The sequence below is a fragment of the Pseudolabrys sp. Root1462 genome, from assembly GCF_001426945.1.
Taxonomy (GTDB): Bacteria; Pseudomonadota; Alphaproteobacteria; order Rhizobiales; family Xanthobacteraceae; genus Pseudolabrys.
Window position 1 is genome coordinate 1,874,728 of record NZ_LMFS01000001.1, and the last position, 18,259, is coordinate 1,892,986.

The window sequence follows — 18,259 nt, forward strand, 5'->3', positions numbered from 1 at the left end:
AGCTTTGCTAAAGTGATGCCGCAGGCTGACTGACGGCTTGTCATTGGGGCCGAAAGACCCCAGGTTGCGGAGCCATATCGTGCAGCCAGAGGTTCCGTATGGACCAGACCGTATCCATTGCGCGTCATGATCGCCTGCGTGCGGTCGATGCCCTGTCGGATTACGTGGCGCGTTCGATTGACGGCGCGCGGGCGGTGGAGAAGCCCTTCTTCCATCTCGAGTTCGATCACGTCTTTCCCGACGATCTCTATGGCCAGATCCTGGCGCTGATGCCGGAGAGCGACGATTACCGGCCGATGCACGGCCGCAGCAAAGGTCACGACCTCGAGGACGGCACTCATACCCGGGTCAAGATCGATCTGTTTCCCGAATACATCCGCAACCTGCCGGGGCCGAAGAAGGCGCTGTGGGATCTGGTCGGCCGCGCGCTGTGCTCGGAGAAAGTCAAGCAGGCTTTCGTGCGGCGCTTGGCGCCCGGTCTGTCGAAGCGGTTCGGGGCGGACTTCGCCAAGGTCGGGCTCTATCCGATCCCGATCCTGACGCGGGACATCCCCGGCTACCTGATCACCCCGCACACGGACACACACTGGAAGGGTATTACCGTCCAGTTCTATCTGCCAGCGGACGACGCCAACACTGACGTCGGGACCATCTTCCACTCCGTCGAGCCGGACGGCTCGAAGCCTCGCCACAGCCAGATGCGTTTCGCCCGCAACAGCGGCTATGCCTTCGCGGTCGGCAGCGACACGTGGCACTCGGCCGATCCGGTCCACGCCGGAGTCAAAACCCGCGATTCGATCCTGCTGACCTATTTCGTCGATCGGGACGTGCTCCAGGTCCTGCGCAATCGGGGCAAGCGGCTGGGCAATTTCCTGCTCAATGAGGTCCGGCACCGGGTTTGAAGCGGCCCATTAAACCGCCTTTAACGCGGTTGCGGCAATTTGGCGCCCGCCATGGTTTCGCACCGCCGCCGCCGCACCATCCTGACCGCTATAGGTCTTTATCTGTTTGCCGCCGCTTTCGTCGGCTACTTTGCGGTGAATGCCTTCACCGGCAACCATGGCTTGCGCGCGCAACAAGAAATCGAACAACGCCTCGCGCGGATGCAGGCGGAACTCGACGAGGTCAAGGCCGAGCGGACGGTCTGGGAGCGGCGGGTCAGCCTGCTGCGCTCGGACAAGATCGATCCCGATATGCTCGACGAACGCGCCCGGGCCTTGATCGGCTTTGCCGATCCGCGCGATGTGACGCTGCTCCTGGCGCCGCGCTAAGTCTTCTTCAGTCCGGAAAGCCCATCGTGCCGCGCGTTGCTGCGTTGCACCTGCGGGGGTGTGCCGCTTCCGCGCCTCGGTTATTTACGGTATGGGTCGGGTGGGATCGAAAGGTCGCGCCCAGCCTCGACCGTTGTGACGAAGGGTGTGCGCACGATTCCGGCGCGGCGCGCGTCAATTACGAAAAGATCGTGCGCGCACAAAATGTTACCTACGGTTCTGCTTAGGCCCGCAAAGGGCAATTCGTCTAGGGAGTGCCAATGCCGGCCGCCACTGCCACCGCCAGCGCTGCAACCGACGCGCCGGGCCCCGTAACCCCGATCGTCGAGTTCTCCAAGGACCAGGACCTTTCGGCCTACAAGACCATGCTGACGATCCGCCGCTTCGAGGAGAAGGCGGGTCAGCTTTACGGCATGGGCCTGATCGGCGGTTTCTGCCATCTCTACATCGGCCAGGAAGCCGTCGTCGTCGGCATGCAGATGGCGCTGAAGGACGGCGATCAGGTCATCACCGGATATCGCGATCATGGCCACATGATCGCCTGCGGCATGGAAGCCAAGGGCGTGATGGCCGAACTCACCGGCCGCACCCATGGGTATTCCAAGGGCAAGGGCGGCTCGATGCACATGTTCTCGAAAGAAAAGGGCTTCTTCGGCGGCCACGGCATCGTCGGCGCTCAGGTGCCGCTTGGCACCGGTCTGGCCTTCGCGAACCGCTATCGCGGCAACGACAATGTGTCGGTCGCGTATTTCGGTGACGGCGCGGCCAACCAGGGCCAGGTCTACGAGAGCTTCAACATGGCCGAGCTCTGGAAGCTGCCGGTCATCTACGTGATCGAGAACAACCGTTACGCCATGGGCACGTCATCGACGCGCTCCTCGGCCGAGACAAACCTGTCGCGGCGCGGCGTGTCGTTCAAGATCCCGGGCGAGCAGGTCGACGGCATGGACGTGCGCGCCGTGAAAGCCGCGGGCGACAAGGCCGTTGCCTGGTGCCGCGCCGGCAAAGGCCCCTACATCCTCGAGATGCTCACCTACCGCTATCGCGGCCACTCGATGTCGGATCCGGCGAAGTACCGCACCCGCGAGGAAGTCGACAAGGTGCGCACGACGCATGATCCGATCGACATGGTGCGCCACCGCATCGTCGAAAAGAAATTCGCCAGCGAAGACGAACTCAAGAAGATCGACGGCTCGGTGCGCGACTACATCAACGACGCCGCGGAATTCGCCACGCATGATCCCGAGCCGGATGTCTCCGAGCTCTACACCGACATTTACCGTTAAGCCGCGTTCGAGCGCGTGACAGGACACCAGTAGCGCCCATGCCGACCGACATTCTCATGCCTGCGCTTTCGCCCACGATGGAGAAGGGCAACCTTTCCAAGTGGCTGAAGAAAGAGGGCGACACGGTGAAATCCGGCGACATCATCGCCGAGATCGAAACCGACAAGGCAACCATGGAAGTGGAAGCCGCCGACGAGGGCACGCTCGGCAAAATCCTCGTTCCCGAAGGCACCCAGGACGTTGCCGTTAATACGCCGATCGCCGTGATCCTCGGCGACGGCGAAAAGGCCGGCGACATCAAGCGCAGCGAGCCGAAGGCTGAAAAGCCGGTCGCTGAAAAGGCGAAGGAAGACGCGCCGTCCGCCGAAAAGGCCATCGCAGAAACGAAGGCGCCGCAGAAGGCCGAGACCGCACTCGCGCCGCCGCCGGTTCAGGCCGCCAACGATCCGGCGATCCCCGAAGGCACGGAGATGGTTTCCATGACCATGCGCGAAGCCTTGCGCGACGCCATGGCCGAGGAGATGCGCGCCGACAAGGACGTCTTCGTCATGGGCGAAGAGGTCGCCGAATATCAGGGCGCCTATAAAGTGACGCAGGGGTTGTTGCAGGAGTTCAGCGACCGCCGTGTCATCGATACGCCGATCACCGAGCACGGCTTTGCCGGCCTCGGCGTCGGCGCCGCGCTCGCCGGCCTCAAGCCGATCGTCGAATTCATGACCTTCAACTTCGCCATGCAGGCGATCGACCAGATCATCAACTCGGCTGCCAAGACGCTGTATATGTCCGGCGGCCAGATGGGTTGCCAGATCGTATTTCGCGGACCGAACGGCGCGGCGGCGCGCGTCGCCGCGCAGCACAGCCAGGATTACTCGGCGTGGTATTCGCACGTTCCGGGCCTGCGCGTGATCGCGCCGTCCAATCCGGCCGACGCCAAGGGCCTGCTCAAGGCGGCGATCCGCGATCCCAATCCGGTGATCTTCCTCGAGAACGAAATTCTCTACGGCCAGTCCGGTCCGGTGCCGAAGCTCGATGACTTCGTGCTGCCGATCGGCAAGGCGCGCATCGCGCGCGCCGGCAAGGATGTCACCATCGTCGCTTGGTCGATCGGCATGCGTTATGCGCTGGAAGCCGCCGAGACTTTGGCGAAGGAAGGCATAGACGCCGAGGTCATCGATCTGCGCACGCTCAAGCCGATGGATACCGAGAGCATCGTCGAGTCGGTGAAGAAGACCGGCCGCCTGGTCACGGTGGAAGAGGGCTGGGCGCAGTCCGGCGTCGGCGCCGAGATCGCGGCCCGGATGATGGAACTGGCGTTCGACTATCTCGACGCGCCGGTCGTGCGCGTCACCGGCAAGGAAGTGCCGATGCCTTACGCCGCCAACCTCGAGAAGCTCGCGCTGCCGTCGGCCGCGGAAGTGGTCGAGGCCGCCAAATCCGTCAGCTACAAATAATCCGTCTGTTACCGGTAGGCTTGTCTCATGGCGACCAACATTCTCATGCCCGCGCTGTCGCCCACGATGGAGAAGGGCAACCTCGCCAAGTGGCTCAAGAAGGAAGGCGACAAGGTCAAGGCCGGCGACATCCTCGCCGAGATCGAGACCGACAAGGCGACGATGGAATACGAGGCGGTCGATGAAGGCACGCTCGCCAAGATCGTCGTCCCCGAAGGCACGCAGGACGTCGCCGTCAATGCGCTGATCGCGGTGCTCGCCGCCGATGGCGAGGACGTCAAGGCGGCCGCTGCCGGCGCCGCCAGCGCGGCGAAGGCGGAAGCGCCAAAAGCCGAAGCGAAAAAGGAAGAGGTCAAGAAGGAAGAGCCGAAGAAGGCCCAAGCCGCGCCCGCTGCCGGTTCTTCAGCGGCCAAGCCGACAGCCTCGGCTGCGCCTCCTGCCGCGGCCGCGCCGGCTGCCGCCGCATCCGGCGCCCGCGTCTTCGCATCGCCGCTCGCGCGCCGTCTGGCCAAGGACGCCGGCATCGATATCTCGCGTATCTCGGGCTCGGGGCCGCACGGCCGCGTCATCGCCCGCGACGTCGAGGACGCGAAATCCGGCAAGGGGCTAAAGGCAGCGCCGGCCGGCTCTCCGATGGCCGCCAGCGCACCGGCTGCCGCTCCGGCAATGTCGGATCAACAGATCCTCGGCCTCTACGAGCAGGGCTCTTACGAGAGCATTCCGCACGACGGCATGCGGCGTACCATCGCGCAGCGGCTGACCGCCGCGACCAATTCGATGCCGACCTTCTACCTGACGGTCGATTGCGACCTCGGCAGACTGATGGCGGCGCGCGAGGATATCAACGCCGCGGCCGGCAAGGACAAGGACGGCAAGCCGGCCTACAAGCTGTCGGTCAACGATTTCGTCATCAAGGCGATGGCGATCGCGCTGCAGAAGATTCCGGAAGCCAACGTGTCGTGGACTGAAGCGGCGATGCTGCGCCACAAGCACTCCGACATCGGCGTTGCCGTGGCGCTGCCGTTCGGTCTGATCACGCCGATCATCCGCCAGGCCGAGATCAAGACGCTGTCCGCCATCTCCAACGAGATGAAGGACCTCGCGGCCCGCGCCAAGGCCAAGAAGCTCAAGCCGAACGAATACCAGGGCGGCTCGTCATCGGTGTCGAACCTCGGCATGTACGGCATCAAGGATTTCACCGCGGTGATCAATCCGCCGCAGTCGTCGATCCTCGCGGTCGGCACCGGCGAGGAACGCGCGGTGGTGCGGGGCGGTCAGATCGTCGCCGCGACGATGATGAGCGTGACGTTGTCGTGCGATCACCGCGCCATCGACGGCGCGCTGGGCGCCGAGTTGATCACCGCGTTCAAGAAGCTGATCGAAAACCCGGTGATGATGGTGGTGTGACGTCCGTCATTTCGGGGCCCCGCGACACGGCGAACCCGGAATCCAGAAACGGATGCATGAGCGAATTGTCTGGATTCCAGGTTCGCGCCTGCGGCGTGCCCGGAATGACGGAAAAGGATAAGGGCCATGGCCGATACCAATTTCGATATCATCATCATCGGCGCCGGGCCGGGCGGCTATGTCACCGCCATCCGCGCCGCACAGCTCGGCTTCAAGGTCGCGGTGGTGGAGCGCCAGTTCCTCGGCGGCATCTGCAACAACTGGGGCTGCATCCCGACCAAGGCGCTGCTGCGCTCGGCCGAGATCTATCACTACATGACACACGCCAAGGATTACGGCCTGGCGGCTGACAACGTGAAGGTCGATCCGGCTGCCGTGATCCAGCGCTCGCGCAATGTCGTCAACCGGCTCAACACCGGCGTCGGCTTCCTGTTCAAGAAGAACAAGATCACCACGATCCGCGGCGAGGCGACGATCGACGCGCCCGGCAAGATCACCGTCAAGGCTTACGACTCCTCGCTAGTCGCGAACCTGCCGAAGGATGCCCTCGGGCCGGGCGCCTATCAGGCCAAGCACATCATCGTCGCCACCGGCGCGCGGCCGCGCGTGCTGCCGGGCCTCGAGCCGGACGGTAAGCTGGTCTGGACCTATTTCGAGGCGCTGGCCGCAACGAAATTTCCGAAGTCGCTGCTGGTCGTCGGCTCCGGCGCCATCGGCATCGAGTTCGCTTCGTTCTATCGTACGATGGGCGCCGAGGTGACCGTGGTCGAAGTGCTGCCGCAGATCCTGCCGGTGGAAGATGCCGAGATCGCCGGCATCGCCCGCAAGCAGTTCGAGAAGCAGGGCATGAAGATCATCGCCGGCGCCAAGGTCGCCAAGCTCGACAAGAAGGCTGACAGCGTCACCGCGACGATCGAGGCTGACGGCAAGAGCAAGCAGATCACGGTCGACCGCGTCATCGCCGCCGTCGGCGTCGTCGGCAATGTCGAGAACATCGGGCTCGAAAAGCTCGGCGTGAAGCTGGAGCGCGGCGTCATCAAGATCGACGACTATTGCAAGACCAACGTGCCGGGCATCTACGCCATCGGCGACGTCGCTGGTCCGCCGATGCTGGCGCACAAGGCCGAGCACGAAGGCATTGTCTGCGTCGAGGCCATTAAGGGCCTGCATCCGCACCCGATGGACAAGCTAAAGATTCCCGGCTGCACCTACTGCCATCCGCAGATTGCCTCGGTCGGCCTCACCGAGGCCGCCGCCAAGGCGAAGGGCCTCGACATCCGAGTCGGTCGCTTCCCGTTCATGGGCAACGGCAAGGCGATCGCGCAGGGCGAGGACCAGGGCCTCGTCAAGGTGATCTTCGACAAGAAGACCGGCCAGCTGCTCGGCGCGCACATGGTGGGATCGGAAGTCACCGAACTGATCCAGGGCTTCGTCGTGGCGATGAACCTCGAAACTACTGAAGAAGAATTGATGCACACCATCTTCCCGCATCCGACGATTTCGGAGACGATGAAGGAAGCGGTGCTCGATGCTTATGGGCGCGTGTTGAATATGTGATCCTGTCATTCCGGGGCACGCGCGGAGCGCGCGAACCCGGAATCCAGAGGCGTACGCAGTGCTTGTGGCTGGAGTCCGGGTTCGGCCCGTTGGGCCGCCCCGGACTGACAGCGAGAACCGGGACAGCAATCATGGCCAAGTACAACTCGATCCTCGAAACCGTCGGCCGCACGCCCTGCGTGAAGATCAACAAGCTGGGGCCGAAAGGCATCAATCTTTACGTCAAGATCGAAGCCTTCAATCCGCTCGGCTCGGTCAAGGATCGCCTAGCGCTCGGCGTCATCGAAGCCGCCGAAAAGTCCGGTGAACTCAAGCCCGGCATGACCGTGGTGGAAGCCACTTCCGGCAACACCGGTATCGGCCTTGCGATGGTCTGCGCCGCCAAGGGCTATCCGTTGGTGGTAACCATGGCGGAGACGTTCTCGGTCGAGCGCCGCAAGCTGATGCGTTTTCTCGGCGCCAAGGTGGTGCTGACGCCGGCCGCCGGCCGCGGCTTCGGCATGGTCGAGAAGGCGCAGGAGCTTGCCAAGGCGCATGGCTGGTTCCTGACGCGGCAATTCGAGAATGAAGCCAACCCGGACATGCACGAGCGCACGACGGGCCCCGAGATCGTCGCCGACTTCAAGGACAGCGGTCTCGACTACTGGGTGACCGGCTTTGGCACCGGCGGCACCTTCAACGGCGTGTCGCGGGTGCTCAAGCGCGAGATGCCGAACACCAAGATCGTGCTGTGCGAGCCGGCCGACGCGCCGATGATCTCGACGCACACGCCGCAGGAGCGCAACGCCGACGGCACGCCGGCCAAGCCGAACGCCGCGTTCAAGCCGCATCCGATGCAGGGCTGGTCGCCGGACTTCATCCCGAAGATCACCGGCGAAGCGGTGGACAAGGGCGCGGCGAGTGAGGTCTTGACCATCGCGGGGCCGGAGGCGCTGAAATACGCCAAGGATCTGGCGCAGAAGGAAGGTATCTTCGTCGGCATCACCGCCGGCGCGACGCTCGCCGGGGCGCTCAAGATCGCCGAGAAGGCCAAGCCCGGCGCGACCATTCTCGCCATGCTGCCGGATACCGGCGAGCGTTATCTCTCGACGCCGCTGTTCGGCGACGTCGGGGCCGACATGAACGACGACGAGATCAAGATTTCGCAGTCGACGCCGGGCCAGCAGATGCCGCCGAAGACGGCCTGATACCGGCACAGCACAAGGGGGCTCAGATGAGTGTCATTGCCTGGATCGTGATCGGCCTGATCGCCGGCTGGCTCGCGAACGTCATTCTCGGCGGCCGTGGTGGTCTCCTGGCCAATCTGGCCGTGGGGCTGGTGGGCGCCATCGTCGCCGGCGCCATCCTGCCGCGGCTCGGTATTTTCATCGCTCAGGATTTCCTCGGCAACATCATCAGCGCCACTATCGGCGCGGTGATCTTCCTGTTCATCTGGCGGGCGATCCGCGGGGCATGACCGCAGGGCGGAACTGGCCTGCCTTGCGGCGCGGCCCCCCGAACCGTAAGTAACAGGCATGGCCGTCGTCCTCGACCTGATCAACAACCCGCGCCCCCGGCACCCGGAGAAGGCGCATCGCCCGGATTCGGTCCAGCCGCCGAAGCCGGACTGGATTCGCGTCAAGGCGCCCATTTCCAAGGGTTACGCCGAAACGCACGCGCTGATGCGCGAGAGCAAGCTGGTCACTGTCTGCGAGGAAGCAGGTTGCCCGAACATCGGTGAGTGCTGGGAGAAGAAGCACGCCACCTTCATGATCATGGGTGACACCTGCACGCGGGCCTGCGCGTTCTGCAACGTCAAGACCGGCCTGCCGGGGGCGCTCGACGCGGCGGAACCGGAACATGTCGGCCAGGCGACCGCCAAGCTCGGCCTCAACCACATCGTCGTCACCTCGGTCGATCGCGACGATCTCGCCGACGGCGGGGCGCAGCATTTTGCCGAGACCATTCAAGCCATCCGCAAGAACGCACCGGGCACCACCATCGAGATTCTGACGCCCGACTTCCTGCGCAAGGACGGCGCGGTCGAGGTTGTTGTGGCCGCCAAGCCCGACGTGTTCAACCACAATCTAGAGACCGTGCCGTCGCTCTATCTGACGGTGCGGCCGGGCGCGCGCTACTTCCACTCGCTGCGCCTGTTGCAACGCGTGAAGGAGCTCGATCCGTCGATGTTCACCAAGTCCGGCATCATGGTCGGCCTTGGCGAAGAGCGGAACGAGATTCTGCAGGTGATGGACGATCTGCGCTCGGCCGGCGTCGATTTCCTCACCATCGGTCAGTACCTGCAACCGACCAAGAAGCATCACGAAGTTAAGCGCTTCGTGCCGCCGGACGAATTCAAGTCGCTCGAGACCATTGCCTATTCCAAGGGCTTCCTGATGGTGTCGGCGTCGCCGCTGACGCGGTCCTCACATCATGCCGGCGAAGACTTCGCGCGGCTGAAGGCGGCGCGGCAAGCGCAGCTTTCGCGTTAGGCGATGCCGCAATTCACGAACAAGCGCCGCGTGCGCCATGCCGCGGCCGACATGTTCGACCTCGTCGCCGACGTCGAGAAATATCCGCAGTTCGTGCCGCTGTGTGACGGCCTGCGCGTGAAGAGCCGCACCGAGAAAGGCGAGGGCGTCATCGTTTTGGTGGCGGCCATGACGGTCGCCTACAAGATGATCCGTCAGACCTTCCTCAGCCGCGTGACGCTCGACAAGCCGAACCTGAAGATCGTCGTCGAATATCTCGACGGCCCCTTCAGCCGGCTGCAGAACCGCTGGAGTTTCGTGCCGACCGGGGACAATAGCTGCGAAGTCGAATTCTACATCGATTACGAATTCCGCAGCCGCACGTTCGGCATGCTAATGGGCGCGGTGTTCGACACCGTGTTCCGCAAGATGGCAGCCGCCTTCGAAGAGCGGGCCGACAAGGTCTACGGCACCGGCAACCGCGGTGCCTAAACGGCCGCACCATCTGGTGCTCCATCTACACCGGAGCGTGCCGGACGGGGCCTATCGCCGCGGTCTGCTGTTTCTCCTCAGCGTCGGGTTGCCTTTCCTGGCCGGGCTGGGCCTGAACGATCCAGCCGGCGCATTGCTCGGTGCAATGACCGGTCTCATCCTGTCCTTCGGCGACGACGACGGACCGTTGCAGCGCCGCCTGATGCTCGTCGTCTACATCGCAGGCGGGGTCGCCCTCGGCGGCGCAGTCGGCATTCTGCTGCATGGCTTTGCCTGGCCGATCTGGATTGTGTTCGCGCTTGCGACCTTCGCCAGCGGCTGGTTTCTCGGCGTCGGCAAGGCGCAGACGCTGGCCGCGCGCTTCGGCGCCATGGCGCTGGTCGTCACCAGCGGCGCGCCGGCATTTCATCCGGCCGAACTCGGCTACGCCGGCGGCGCCGTGCTCTGCATCGCGCTTCTGCGTATCGTCGATCATCTCGTTTTCGGGCCGTTGGCACAGCAGAAGCCGCGACCACGCCGCGTGCCGTCCGGCGGCTGGCTGCGCTTTGCGCTGGCTTACGCCGCGGCGGCGAGCGTCAGTCTGGCCATCGGCGTTGGCGTCGATCCGGGCAGAGCCTTGTGGGTGGTGGTGACGACATTGGTCGTTATGCAGCCGGACGCGCGGGCGAGCTACGTCCTGATCGTTCAGCGTATCGCCGGCACGGTGCTCGGCGTTGTCGCGGCCTTTGCCGTGACCAGCCTCGTGCCGCCGCACTGGGCGATCCTAGCGCTGGTTCTCGCGGTGGCGGCGCTCATCCCGCACCATCTGCAGAATCGCTATTGGCTGCACACGGCCCTGATCGCCCTGCTGGTGCTGCTTATCTATGACCTCGGCACGGCCGACCCTCGTGTCGTGGCCGGCCTCCTGGTCGAGCGCCTGCAGGACGTGCTGCTGGGCGGCGGCATCGCGCTGATGGGAACGCTGGTGGCCTTTCCGCGCAATCCGCCACCGGAAGAAGGCTGAAGGCGTCAGCCGTTCAGCCACCAGACAGAGGCATTGAGCAGCGTCGCGAATGCGACCCAGAACGCCAGCGGTGCGATCACGATGCCGGCGGCGCGATCGAGCCGGAAGAAAGCAACAACGGTCGCGATGACGAGGACTAACTGCGGCACCACGTTGATGAGACCGAGCAGCGGCGAATGCGCCGCAAAGAACATCCACGACCAAGCGGCATTGAAGGCCAGTTGAATGTAGAACAGAGCGAGCGCTCTCGACCTCTCGGCCGACGGCGCGAGGCGGTGGATGCGAAATGCCGCGTACGCCATGAGCACGTAAAGCGCGCTCCAGACCGGCCCGAATATCCAGTTCGGCGGATTGAAGGGCGGCTTGAGCAGGTTCGCGTACCACGGCGCGAGATTGGGGAAGGTCGCGATCTGGCCGAGGATGGAAGCGGCTACCACCGCGGCAACCGGAATAGCGATCGCCGGCCAGAAGCGGGCGCCTGTCGCAGTGACGTTTCCTGTCATTGTTCGGCGACCTCTTTCAGCATCGCCAACGCCTGAAGCACGGATTCGTGCCGCACCGCATCGCGGCCGATCTCGCCGTAGCGCTTGGCGGCGTGCATCGATGTGCCGTCACGCGACACGGCGGCGAAATGCACCAGTCCGACCGGCTTTTCGTCGGAGCCGCCGCCGGGGCCGGCAATGCCGGTAATCGATACCGCAAGATCCACCTTGCATTTCGCCAGCACGCCATTGGCCATCGCCTCGGCAGTCTGCCGGCTGACCGCGCCGTAGCGCTTCAGCGTCTCCGGCGGCACGCCGAGCATCTCCTGCTTGGCCTCATTCGAATAGGTGACGAAGCCGCGATCGACGACGTCCGACGAGCCGGCGATCGCCGTCAGGGCGCCCGCCACCAGACCGCCGGTGCAGGACTCCGCCGTCGCCACGGTGAGGCGGCGCTCGCGGCAGGCCTCGAGCACGGCAATGGCGGCGAAGTGCAGGTCGTCATTCATGAGACGCTCCAATCCTTCAGGACCAAGGCAATCTGATGGTGGCCGTCGCATAGGCGGCGATTCCTTCGCGGCGTCCGGTGAAGCCGAGCTGTTCGCTGGTGGTCGCTTTCACGGCGACACGATCGACGGCGATGCCGGCAATGCGCGCGATCGATTGACGCATGGCGTCGCGGTGCGGGCCGATCTTCGGCGCCTCGCAGACGATGGTGAGATCAAGATGCGCGATGCGGCCGCCGCGCTCCGCGACGCGGTCGCAGGCGAATTTGAGGAAGCGATCGGAAGCCGCGCCTTTCCATTGCGGATCGCTCGGCGGGAAATGCGAACCGATATCGCCATCGGCCAGCGCGCCGAGCAGGGCGTCGGTGAGGGCATGCAGACCGACATCGGCGTCGGAGTGGCCGGTCAGTGTCTGACTGTGCGGAATCTTGAGACCGCCGAGCCAGACATGATCGCCGGGGCCGAACGCATGGACGTCGATGCCGGTGCCGGTGCGCACGTCGCTCAAAGCCGCCCAATCCATTGCCTCCGCGCGCATGAAATCCTCTGCATGGGTGATCTTGATGTTGCCGCTCTCGCCCTCGAAGACGCGGACCTGCATGCCGACCCATTCGGCCAGCGCGGCGTCGTCGGTGAAGTCGTTGCGGCCTTCGCGCGCGGCCCGGCGATGCGCCTCGAGGATCGGCGCGAAGGCGAATGCCTGCGGCGTCTGCACCGCCCGCAACGTGCTGCGATCTAGGGTTTCGCCGACATGGCCGTGGCGATCGACTGCCTTGATGGTGTCGGTTACGGCCAAGCCCGGAATGGCCGCCCCCGTCTCCGGCGCCGCGGCGATGGCGCGGGCGATCAGGTCGTTGCTGGCGAAGGGGCGGGCGGCGTCGTGGATCAGCACGATGTCCGGCTGCTCGCCGGCTAGCGCCTCCAGCCCGGCGCGCACCGAGGCCTGGCGGGTATCGCCCCCATGAACCGGCCCCCGGAGGCTGAGCCCCTCCGCGGCTTCCCGGTAGGGGCCCTCGTCGCCGGCCCGAATAACCGGCTGGATGGCATGGATCAATCCACAGCCCGCAAAGCGCGCCAGGCAACGCCGCAGGGCCGACTGGCCGCCGATGGGCCGGAACTGCTTGGCCAGATCGGGGTCGCCGGCTCGTGTGCCACGGCCGGCTGCCACGATTACGGCTGCGATTTTCGCCATAGTTCGAAGGTCCTGCCGCTTTTCTCGGCCCAAGGCATTAGCGCGTTCGCCCTGTCATGCCAAAGCGCTATCTCCGGTATCCGACGCTCGTTCGGAGGCTTGGAATTGGGGGAGCCGGTCTATGATATTGCACTGCAGCACTTGCGCGAGGTGCGAAAATGGCTAAACTCTATGCAGTACGAGGTAGAGCCTAAATGCTAGGCAGCAGCCCGATGGTGGGTGACATAAACGTAATTTATGCCGGTTCGCTGGATGTCGGCGGTGTCAGTATCCCGAACCGCGTCGTCTTGGCGCCGATGTCGGGCATTACCGACGCGCCCATCCGCCGCCTGGCAGAGCGCCTGGGGGCAGGCCTGGTGGTCTCCGAGATGACCGCCTGCGCCGGGCTCGCCAAAGGCGAGCGCGAGGCGGGCGTGCGCAGCCAAGGCGCGGGCGTCGCCATCAATGTCGTCCAGCTCGCCGGCTGCGAAGCCCGCTGGATGGCCGAGGGCGCGGCAATTGCCGAAGCCAATGGCGCACGCATCATCGATATCAACATGGGCTGTCCGTCGAAGCAGGTCACCAACGGCGCCTCGGGATCGGCGCTGATGCGCGATCTCGACCACGCGTTGACGCTCATCGAAGCGACCGTCAACGCCGTCACCGTGCCCGTCACGCTGAAGATGCGGCTCGGCTGGGATGCCGACAGCATCAACGCGCCCGACCTGGCGCGCCGCGCCGAAAATGCCGGCGTCAAAATGATCACCGTGCATGGCCGCACGCGCTGCCAGTTCTACACGGGTAATGCCGATTGGCAGGCCGTGCGCGCCGTCAAGGATGCCGTCACCGTGCCGGTCGTCGTCAATGGCGACATCCGCAGCTACGACGATGCGATCGACGCGTTGCGTCATTCCGGCGCCGATGCCGTGATGGTCGGCCGCGCGGCGCAGGGACGGCCGTGGTTTCCGGGGCAGGTGGCCCGTTTCCTCGCCACCGGCGAACGCGGCGAGGCGCCGGCGCTGGCGACCCAGCTTGAACTGATCGACGCGCTCTACGCCGAACACATCGAGCATCACGGCGTCGCCATCGGCCGCCGCCACGCGCGCAAACATCTCGGCTGGGCGCTCGACGTCGCCGCCGATACCGCGGGCGTTTCGCCCGAGCTGCTGAAAGTCCATCGCACGCGCGTGCTGACCAGCGAACGGCCCGACGAAGCGCGCCGTCTGCTCGCCGACGCCTATGACGATTTCGCCTGGAGGGCCGCCGCATGAGCCCGGCGCAAGCCCAACCCAACGCCGGCAGTCCGCTGACCGTCACCGCCGATGCGATGCTCAACGCATTGCCGCATCCGGTGATCATGATCGCGCCTGACGGCCACGTCGCCGACGCCAATGTCGCGGCCGAGCAATTCTTCGAATCCTCGATCCCGATGCTGCGCCGGAATTTCCTGCGCGACCTGGTGCCGTTCGGTTCGCCTCTGCTGACTCTGGTCGAACAGGTTCGCCGGAGCGGCTCCGCCGTCAACGAGTACAAGGTCGATCTCGCCACGCCGCGCAATCCGGGCGAACGGCTGGTCGATCTGCACGTCGCACCAGTCTCCGAATATCCCGGCCATGTGCTGGTGATGCTGCAGGAGCGCACCATCGCCGACAAGATGGACCGCCAGCTCACGCATCGTGGCGCCGCGCGGTCGGTGATTGCGCTCGCGGCCATGCTGGCGCACGAAATCAAGAATCCGCTGTCCGGCATTCGCGGCGCGGCTCAATTGCTTGAGCAATCGGCCGCTGATGAAGACCGCCAGCTCACCACGCTGATCTGCGACGAGACCGACCGCATCGTGAAGCTGGTCGATCGCATGGAGATCTTCGGCGACGAGCGCCCGGTCGAGCGCGAGCCGGTCAACATCCACGTCATCCTCGATCACGTGAAGCGGCTGGCGCAGTCCGGTTTTGCCCGCCACATCAAGTTCGTCGAGGAATACGACCCGTCTTTGCCGCCGGTGCTGGCCAATCGCGACCAGCTCATTCAGGTGTTCCTGAACCTCGTCAAGAACGCCACCGAGGCGATCGGCGAGGAGGCGAGCGACGGCGAAATTCAGCTCACCACCGCGTTTCGTCCCGGCGTGCGGCTTGCCGTGCCCGGCACGAGCGCGCGGGTCTCATTGCCGCTCGAATTCTGCGTGCGCGACAATGGCCCCGGCGTGAGCGAAGACCTGATGCCGCATCTTTTCGATCCCTTCGTCACCACCAAGCCGACCGGCAGCGGCCTCGGGCTTGCGCTGGTGGCTAAGATCGTCGGCGATCACGGCGGCATCATCGAATGTGAATCGCAGCCGCGGCGGACCACTTTCCGCGTGCTGATGCCTGTTTACAACGGCGGCGGCGGTGTCGATGACGCCGCACCCGCAGCAGAAGCCTCGAGGTCATAACCGATGCCGACAGGAAGCATCCTTGTCGCCGATGACGATGCCGCGATCCGCACCGTCCTCAATCAAGCTTTGTCGCGCGCCGGCTACGAAGTGCGCTCGACCGGCAATGCCGCCACGTTGTGGCGCTGGGTCAACCAGGGCGACGGCGATCTGGTCATTACCGATGTGGTGATGCCGGACGAGAACGCCTTTGACCTCATCCCGCGCATCCGCAAGGCACGTCCCGATCTGCCGATCATCGTCATGAGCGCGCAGAACACGTTCATGACCGCGATCCGCGCCTCCGAGCGCGGCGCCTACGAATATCTGCCGAAGCCGTTCGACCTCAAGGAGCTGATTGGCATCGTCGGCCGCGCCCTGTCGGAGCCGAAGGAGCCGCGCACGCAGCCGGCCAAGCCGGAGGAATTCGACGCCATCCCGCTGGTCGGCCGCTCGCCGGCGATGCAGGAAATCTACCGCGTGCTGGCGCGTCTGATGCAGACCGATCTCACCGTGATGATCACCGGCGAGAGCGGCACCGGCAAGGAACTGGTCGCCAAGGCGCTGCACGACTACGGCAAGCGCCGCGCCGGCACCTTCGTCGCCATCAACATGGCGGCGATCCCGCGCGACCTGATCGAGTCCGAACTTTTCGGCCACGAGAAGGGCGCCTTTACCGGCGCCAATACGCGCTCGGCCGGTCGCTTCGAGCAGGCGGAAGGCGGCACGCTGTTCCTCGACGAAATCGGCGACATGCCGATGGAAGCGCAGACGCGCCTGCTGCGCGTCCTGCAGCAGGGCGAATACACCACCGTCGGTGGCCGCACGCCGATCAAGAGCGACGTGCGTATCATCGCCGCGACCAACAAGGATCTGCGGCTGCAGATTCAGCAGGGTCTGTTCCGCGAGGATCTGTTCTTCCGCCTCAACGTCGTGCCGCTGCGCCTTCCTCCGCTCAGGGAGCGTACCGAGGATATTCCCGATCTCATCCGCCACTTCTTCGCCCAGGCGCAGCGCGAAGGGCTGCCGCCGAAGCAGATCGATCAGGCCGCGCTCGATCGCCTCAAACGGCATCGCTGGCCGGGCAACGTGCGCGAGCTGGAGAACCTGGCGCGCCGTCTTGCCGCGCTCTATCCGCAGGAAACCATCACCGCGGCCGTGATCGAGAGCGAACTGGCGCAGCCGGCGCTACCGGCCGGCGGCGACGAACCGCGTGGCGAGGAGTCGCTGAGCGGCGCGGTCGAGCGGCATCTTTCGAGCTACTTCGCCGGCTTCGATGACGGCCTGCCGCCGGCAGGGCTCTATCATCGCATCCTGCGCGAGATCGAATACCCGCTGCTCACTGCGGCGCTGGCAGCGACGCGCGGCAACCAGATTCGCGCCGCCGACTTGCTCGGCGTCAACCGCAACACCCTGCGCAAGAAGATCCGCGACCTCGACATCCAGGTTTACCGCGGCGGGAATTGATTGATCCGCCCGTAGCGCGGGCGGATCAATCCGGCGCACCGTATCCGCATTCCGCCTCGCGCCATGGACCTGCAAGCCCAGTGTCAAACCTGTGCCTACTTGCCCCAAATGCGGGCGCCGCTAGATAAGCGGCAGTCCCGCATTGGAAATCGGCATGGCACAAATCGAACTCGGTCTCGACACGTTCGGCGACATCACCGATGGGCCTGACGGTCAGCCACTGCACGCAGCGCAGGTTATCCGCAACCTGATCGATGAGGCAGTGCTGGCCGATGAAGCCGGTGTCGATTTCATCGGCGTCGGCGAACATCATCGCGCCGACTTCGCCGTGTCGTCGCCCGAGATGGTTCTGGCGACGATTGCCGGGCGCACCAAACGCATCCGCCTCGGTTCTGCGGTGACCGTGTTGTCGTCGGACGATCCGATCCGCGTCTATCAGCGCTTTGCCACGCTCAATGCCGCCTCGAACGGACGCGCCGAAGTCATCCTGGGCAGAGGTTCGTTCATCGAGTCGTTTCCGCTGTTCGGCTTCGATCTCAACAAATACGAAGAGCTGTTCAACGAAAAACTCGATCTGTACGCCGCGGTGCTGAAGCAGGAGTCCGTCACCTGGCAGGGCGCGACGCGGCCACCGCTCAAGAACCAGAGCGTCTATCCCAAGCTCGACGCGCCGCTCACAACCTGGATCGGCGTCGGCGGCACGCCGGAGTCGGTGATGCGCGCGGCGCATTATGGCTTCCCCATGATGCTCGCCATCATTGGCGGCGATCCGAAACGCTTCGCGCCTTATGTCGACCTCTACAAGCGCGCGCTCGGCGAAATGAAAAAGCCGGAGCTGCCGATCGGTGTGCATTCCCACGGATACATCGCCGAAACCGACGCGCAGGCGAGGGAAGACCTGTTCGCCGACTACAAGCGCATGCGCGACAAGATCGGCGCCGAGCGCGGCTGGCCGCCCTTCGGCAAGGCCGAGTTCGAGCGTGAGATCGAAGGCGGCTCGCTCTATGTCGGGTCGCCCCAGACAGTGGCCAGGAAGATTGCCGGCACCGTCCAGGCGCTCGGTGCAGCGCGCTTCGACATGAAGTATTCGGCCGGCCCGCTGTCGCACGACAAAATGATGCGCTGCATCGAGCTTTACGGCCGCAAGGTCGCTCCGATGGTCCGCGAGATGGTCGGCTGACTGCCGCCAGCGCTCCACAACTGCCGCCTCAAGTGCGGGCGTCGCGCCGCAGTCTTGTCGCAATTCGGCAACATTGTTGTATAAAAGCATCAGTGCTGGTCTGGGCCGCCTCCGATTCCCCTGGGCTCG

Annotated in this window: 17 protein-coding genes and 1 pseudogene; 15 read left to right on the forward strand and 3 right to left on the reverse strand. The window is 64.9% G+C overall.

All coding sequences use genetic code 11. The features are described from left to right. The first annotated feature begins 98 nt into the window (after positions 1-98). The 11 genes from ASD45_RS09260 (at position 99) to ASD45_RS09310 (ending at position 10,917) form a co-directional block, all read left to right on the forward strand. Positions 99-902 carry a hypothetical protein gene (locus ASD45_RS09260; RefSeq protein WP_056911226.1) on the forward strand — a complete coding sequence of 268 codons (804 nt, stop codon included), beginning with the start codon at positions 99-101 and terminating at the stop codon, positions 900-902. A 51-nt stretch (positions 903-953) separates the two neighbouring features. Next, positions 954-1,271: a septum formation initiator family protein gene (locus ASD45_RS09265; RefSeq protein WP_056911227.1), complete on the forward strand. Its 318-nt coding sequence runs from the start codon at positions 954-956 to the stop codon at positions 1,269-1,271. Between the two features lie 260 nt (positions 1,272-1,531). Next, the gene (gene pdhA / locus ASD45_RS09270) at positions 1,532-2,557 is read left to right on the forward strand and encodes a pyruvate dehydrogenase (acetyl-transferring) E1 component subunit alpha (protein ID WP_056911228.1); all 1,026 of its coding nucleotides are present in this window, start codon (positions 1,532-1,534) and stop codon (positions 2,555-2,557) included. Between the two features lie 38 nt (positions 2,558-2,595). Next, positions 2,596-4,008: a pyruvate dehydrogenase complex E1 component subunit beta gene (locus ASD45_RS09275; protein ID WP_056911229.1), complete on the forward strand. Its 1,413-nt coding sequence runs from the start codon at positions 2,596-2,598 to the stop codon at positions 4,006-4,008. 27 nt (positions 4,009-4,035) lie between these two features. Then, positions 4,036-5,415, forward strand: coding sequence for a pyruvate dehydrogenase complex dihydrolipoamide acetyltransferase (locus tag ASD45_RS09280; RefSeq protein ID WP_056911230.1), 1,380 nt, complete (start codon positions 4,036-4,038; stop codon positions 5,413-5,415). Between the two features lie 126 nt (positions 5,416-5,541). Beyond that, positions 5,542-6,972, forward strand: coding sequence for a dihydrolipoyl dehydrogenase (lpdA, locus tag ASD45_RS09285; protein WP_056911231.1), 1,431 nt, complete (start codon positions 5,542-5,544; stop codon positions 6,970-6,972). Between the two features lie 131 nt (positions 6,973-7,103). Next, positions 7,104-8,159, forward strand: coding sequence for a cysteine synthase A (cysK, locus tag ASD45_RS09290; RefSeq protein ID WP_056911232.1), 1,056 nt, complete (start codon positions 7,104-7,106; stop codon positions 8,157-8,159). Between the two features lie 26 nt (positions 8,160-8,185). Beyond that, a complete protein-coding gene (locus ASD45_RS09295; protein WP_056911233.1) occupies positions 8,186-8,428 on the forward strand; it encodes a GlsB/YeaQ/YmgE family stress response membrane protein in 243 nt (80 codons plus the stop codon). A 58-nt stretch (positions 8,429-8,486) separates the two neighbouring features. Further along, the gene (gene lipA / locus ASD45_RS09300; RefSeq protein ID WP_056911234.1) at positions 8,487-9,443 is read left to right on the forward strand and encodes a lipoyl synthase; all 957 of its coding nucleotides are present in this window, start codon (positions 8,487-8,489) and stop codon (positions 9,441-9,443) included. Positions 9,444-9,446: 3 nt separating this feature from the next. Continuing rightward, a complete protein-coding gene (locus ASD45_RS09305; RefSeq protein ID WP_056911235.1) occupies positions 9,447-9,914 on the forward strand; it encodes a type II toxin-antitoxin system RatA family toxin in 468 nt (155 codons plus the stop codon). After that, on the forward strand, positions 9,907-10,917 hold the full coding sequence (locus tag ASD45_RS09310; RefSeq protein WP_156380776.1) for an FUSC family protein: 1,011 nt from the start codon (positions 9,907-9,909) through the stop codon (positions 10,915-10,917). The genes ASD45_RS09305 and ASD45_RS09310 overlap by 8 nt, the downstream gene beginning before the upstream one ends. 5 nt (positions 10,918-10,922) lie before the next feature. Here the strand turns inward: ASD45_RS09310 and ASD45_RS09315 are convergent, their stop codons facing one another. The 3 genes and pseudogenes from ASD45_RS09315 to ASD45_RS09325 all read right to left on the reverse strand — a co-directional run bounded on the left by ASD45_RS09315 (position 10,923) and on the right by ASD45_RS09325 (position 13,097). Beyond that, positions 10,923-11,420: a TspO/MBR family protein gene (locus ASD45_RS09315; RefSeq protein WP_056911237.1), complete on the reverse strand. Its 498-nt coding sequence runs from the start codon at positions 11,418-11,420 to the stop codon at positions 10,923-10,925. A gap of 5 nt (positions 11,421-11,425) precedes the next feature. Then, a pseudogene (locus ASD45_RS09320) lies at positions 11,426-11,908 on the reverse strand (CinA family protein); the annotation flags it as partial. A 16-nt stretch (positions 11,909-11,924) separates the two neighbouring features. Then, the gene (locus ASD45_RS09325; protein ID WP_056911239.1) at positions 11,925-13,097 is read right to left on the reverse strand and encodes a bifunctional 2-C-methyl-D-erythritol 4-phosphate cytidylyltransferase/2-C-methyl-D-erythritol 2,4-cyclodiphosphate synthase; all 1,173 of its coding nucleotides are present in this window, start codon (positions 13,095-13,097) and stop codon (positions 11,925-11,927) included. Between the two features lie 212 nt (positions 13,098-13,309). On the opposite strand from ASD45_RS09325, the gene dusB reads away from it, so the two are divergent. The 4 genes from dusB to ASD45_RS09345 all read left to right on the forward strand — a co-directional run bounded on the left by dusB (position 13,310) and on the right by ASD45_RS09345 (position 18,130). Then, positions 13,310-14,347, forward strand: coding sequence for a tRNA dihydrouridine synthase DusB (gene dusB, locus ASD45_RS09330; RefSeq protein ID WP_056911240.1), 1,038 nt, complete (start codon positions 13,310-13,312; stop codon positions 14,345-14,347). Beyond that, positions 14,344-15,504, forward strand: coding sequence for a nitrogen regulation protein NR(II) (locus ASD45_RS09335; protein ID WP_056911241.1), 1,161 nt, complete (start codon positions 14,344-14,346; stop codon positions 15,502-15,504). Before dusB ends, ASD45_RS09335 begins: the two co-directional genes overlap by 4 nt. Positions 15,505-15,507: 3 nt before the next feature. Beyond that, on the forward strand, positions 15,508-16,950 hold the full coding sequence (ntrC, locus tag ASD45_RS09340; protein ID WP_056911242.1) for a nitrogen regulation protein NR(I): 1,443 nt from the start codon (positions 15,508-15,510) through the stop codon (positions 16,948-16,950). A gap of 154 nt (positions 16,951-17,104) precedes the next feature. Next, complete coding sequence (locus ASD45_RS09345; RefSeq protein WP_056911243.1) at positions 17,105-18,130, forward strand: LLM class flavin-dependent oxidoreductase; 1,026 nt, start codon at positions 17,105-17,107, stop codon at positions 18,128-18,130. The last annotated feature ends 129 nt before the right edge of the window (positions 18,131-18,259 follow it).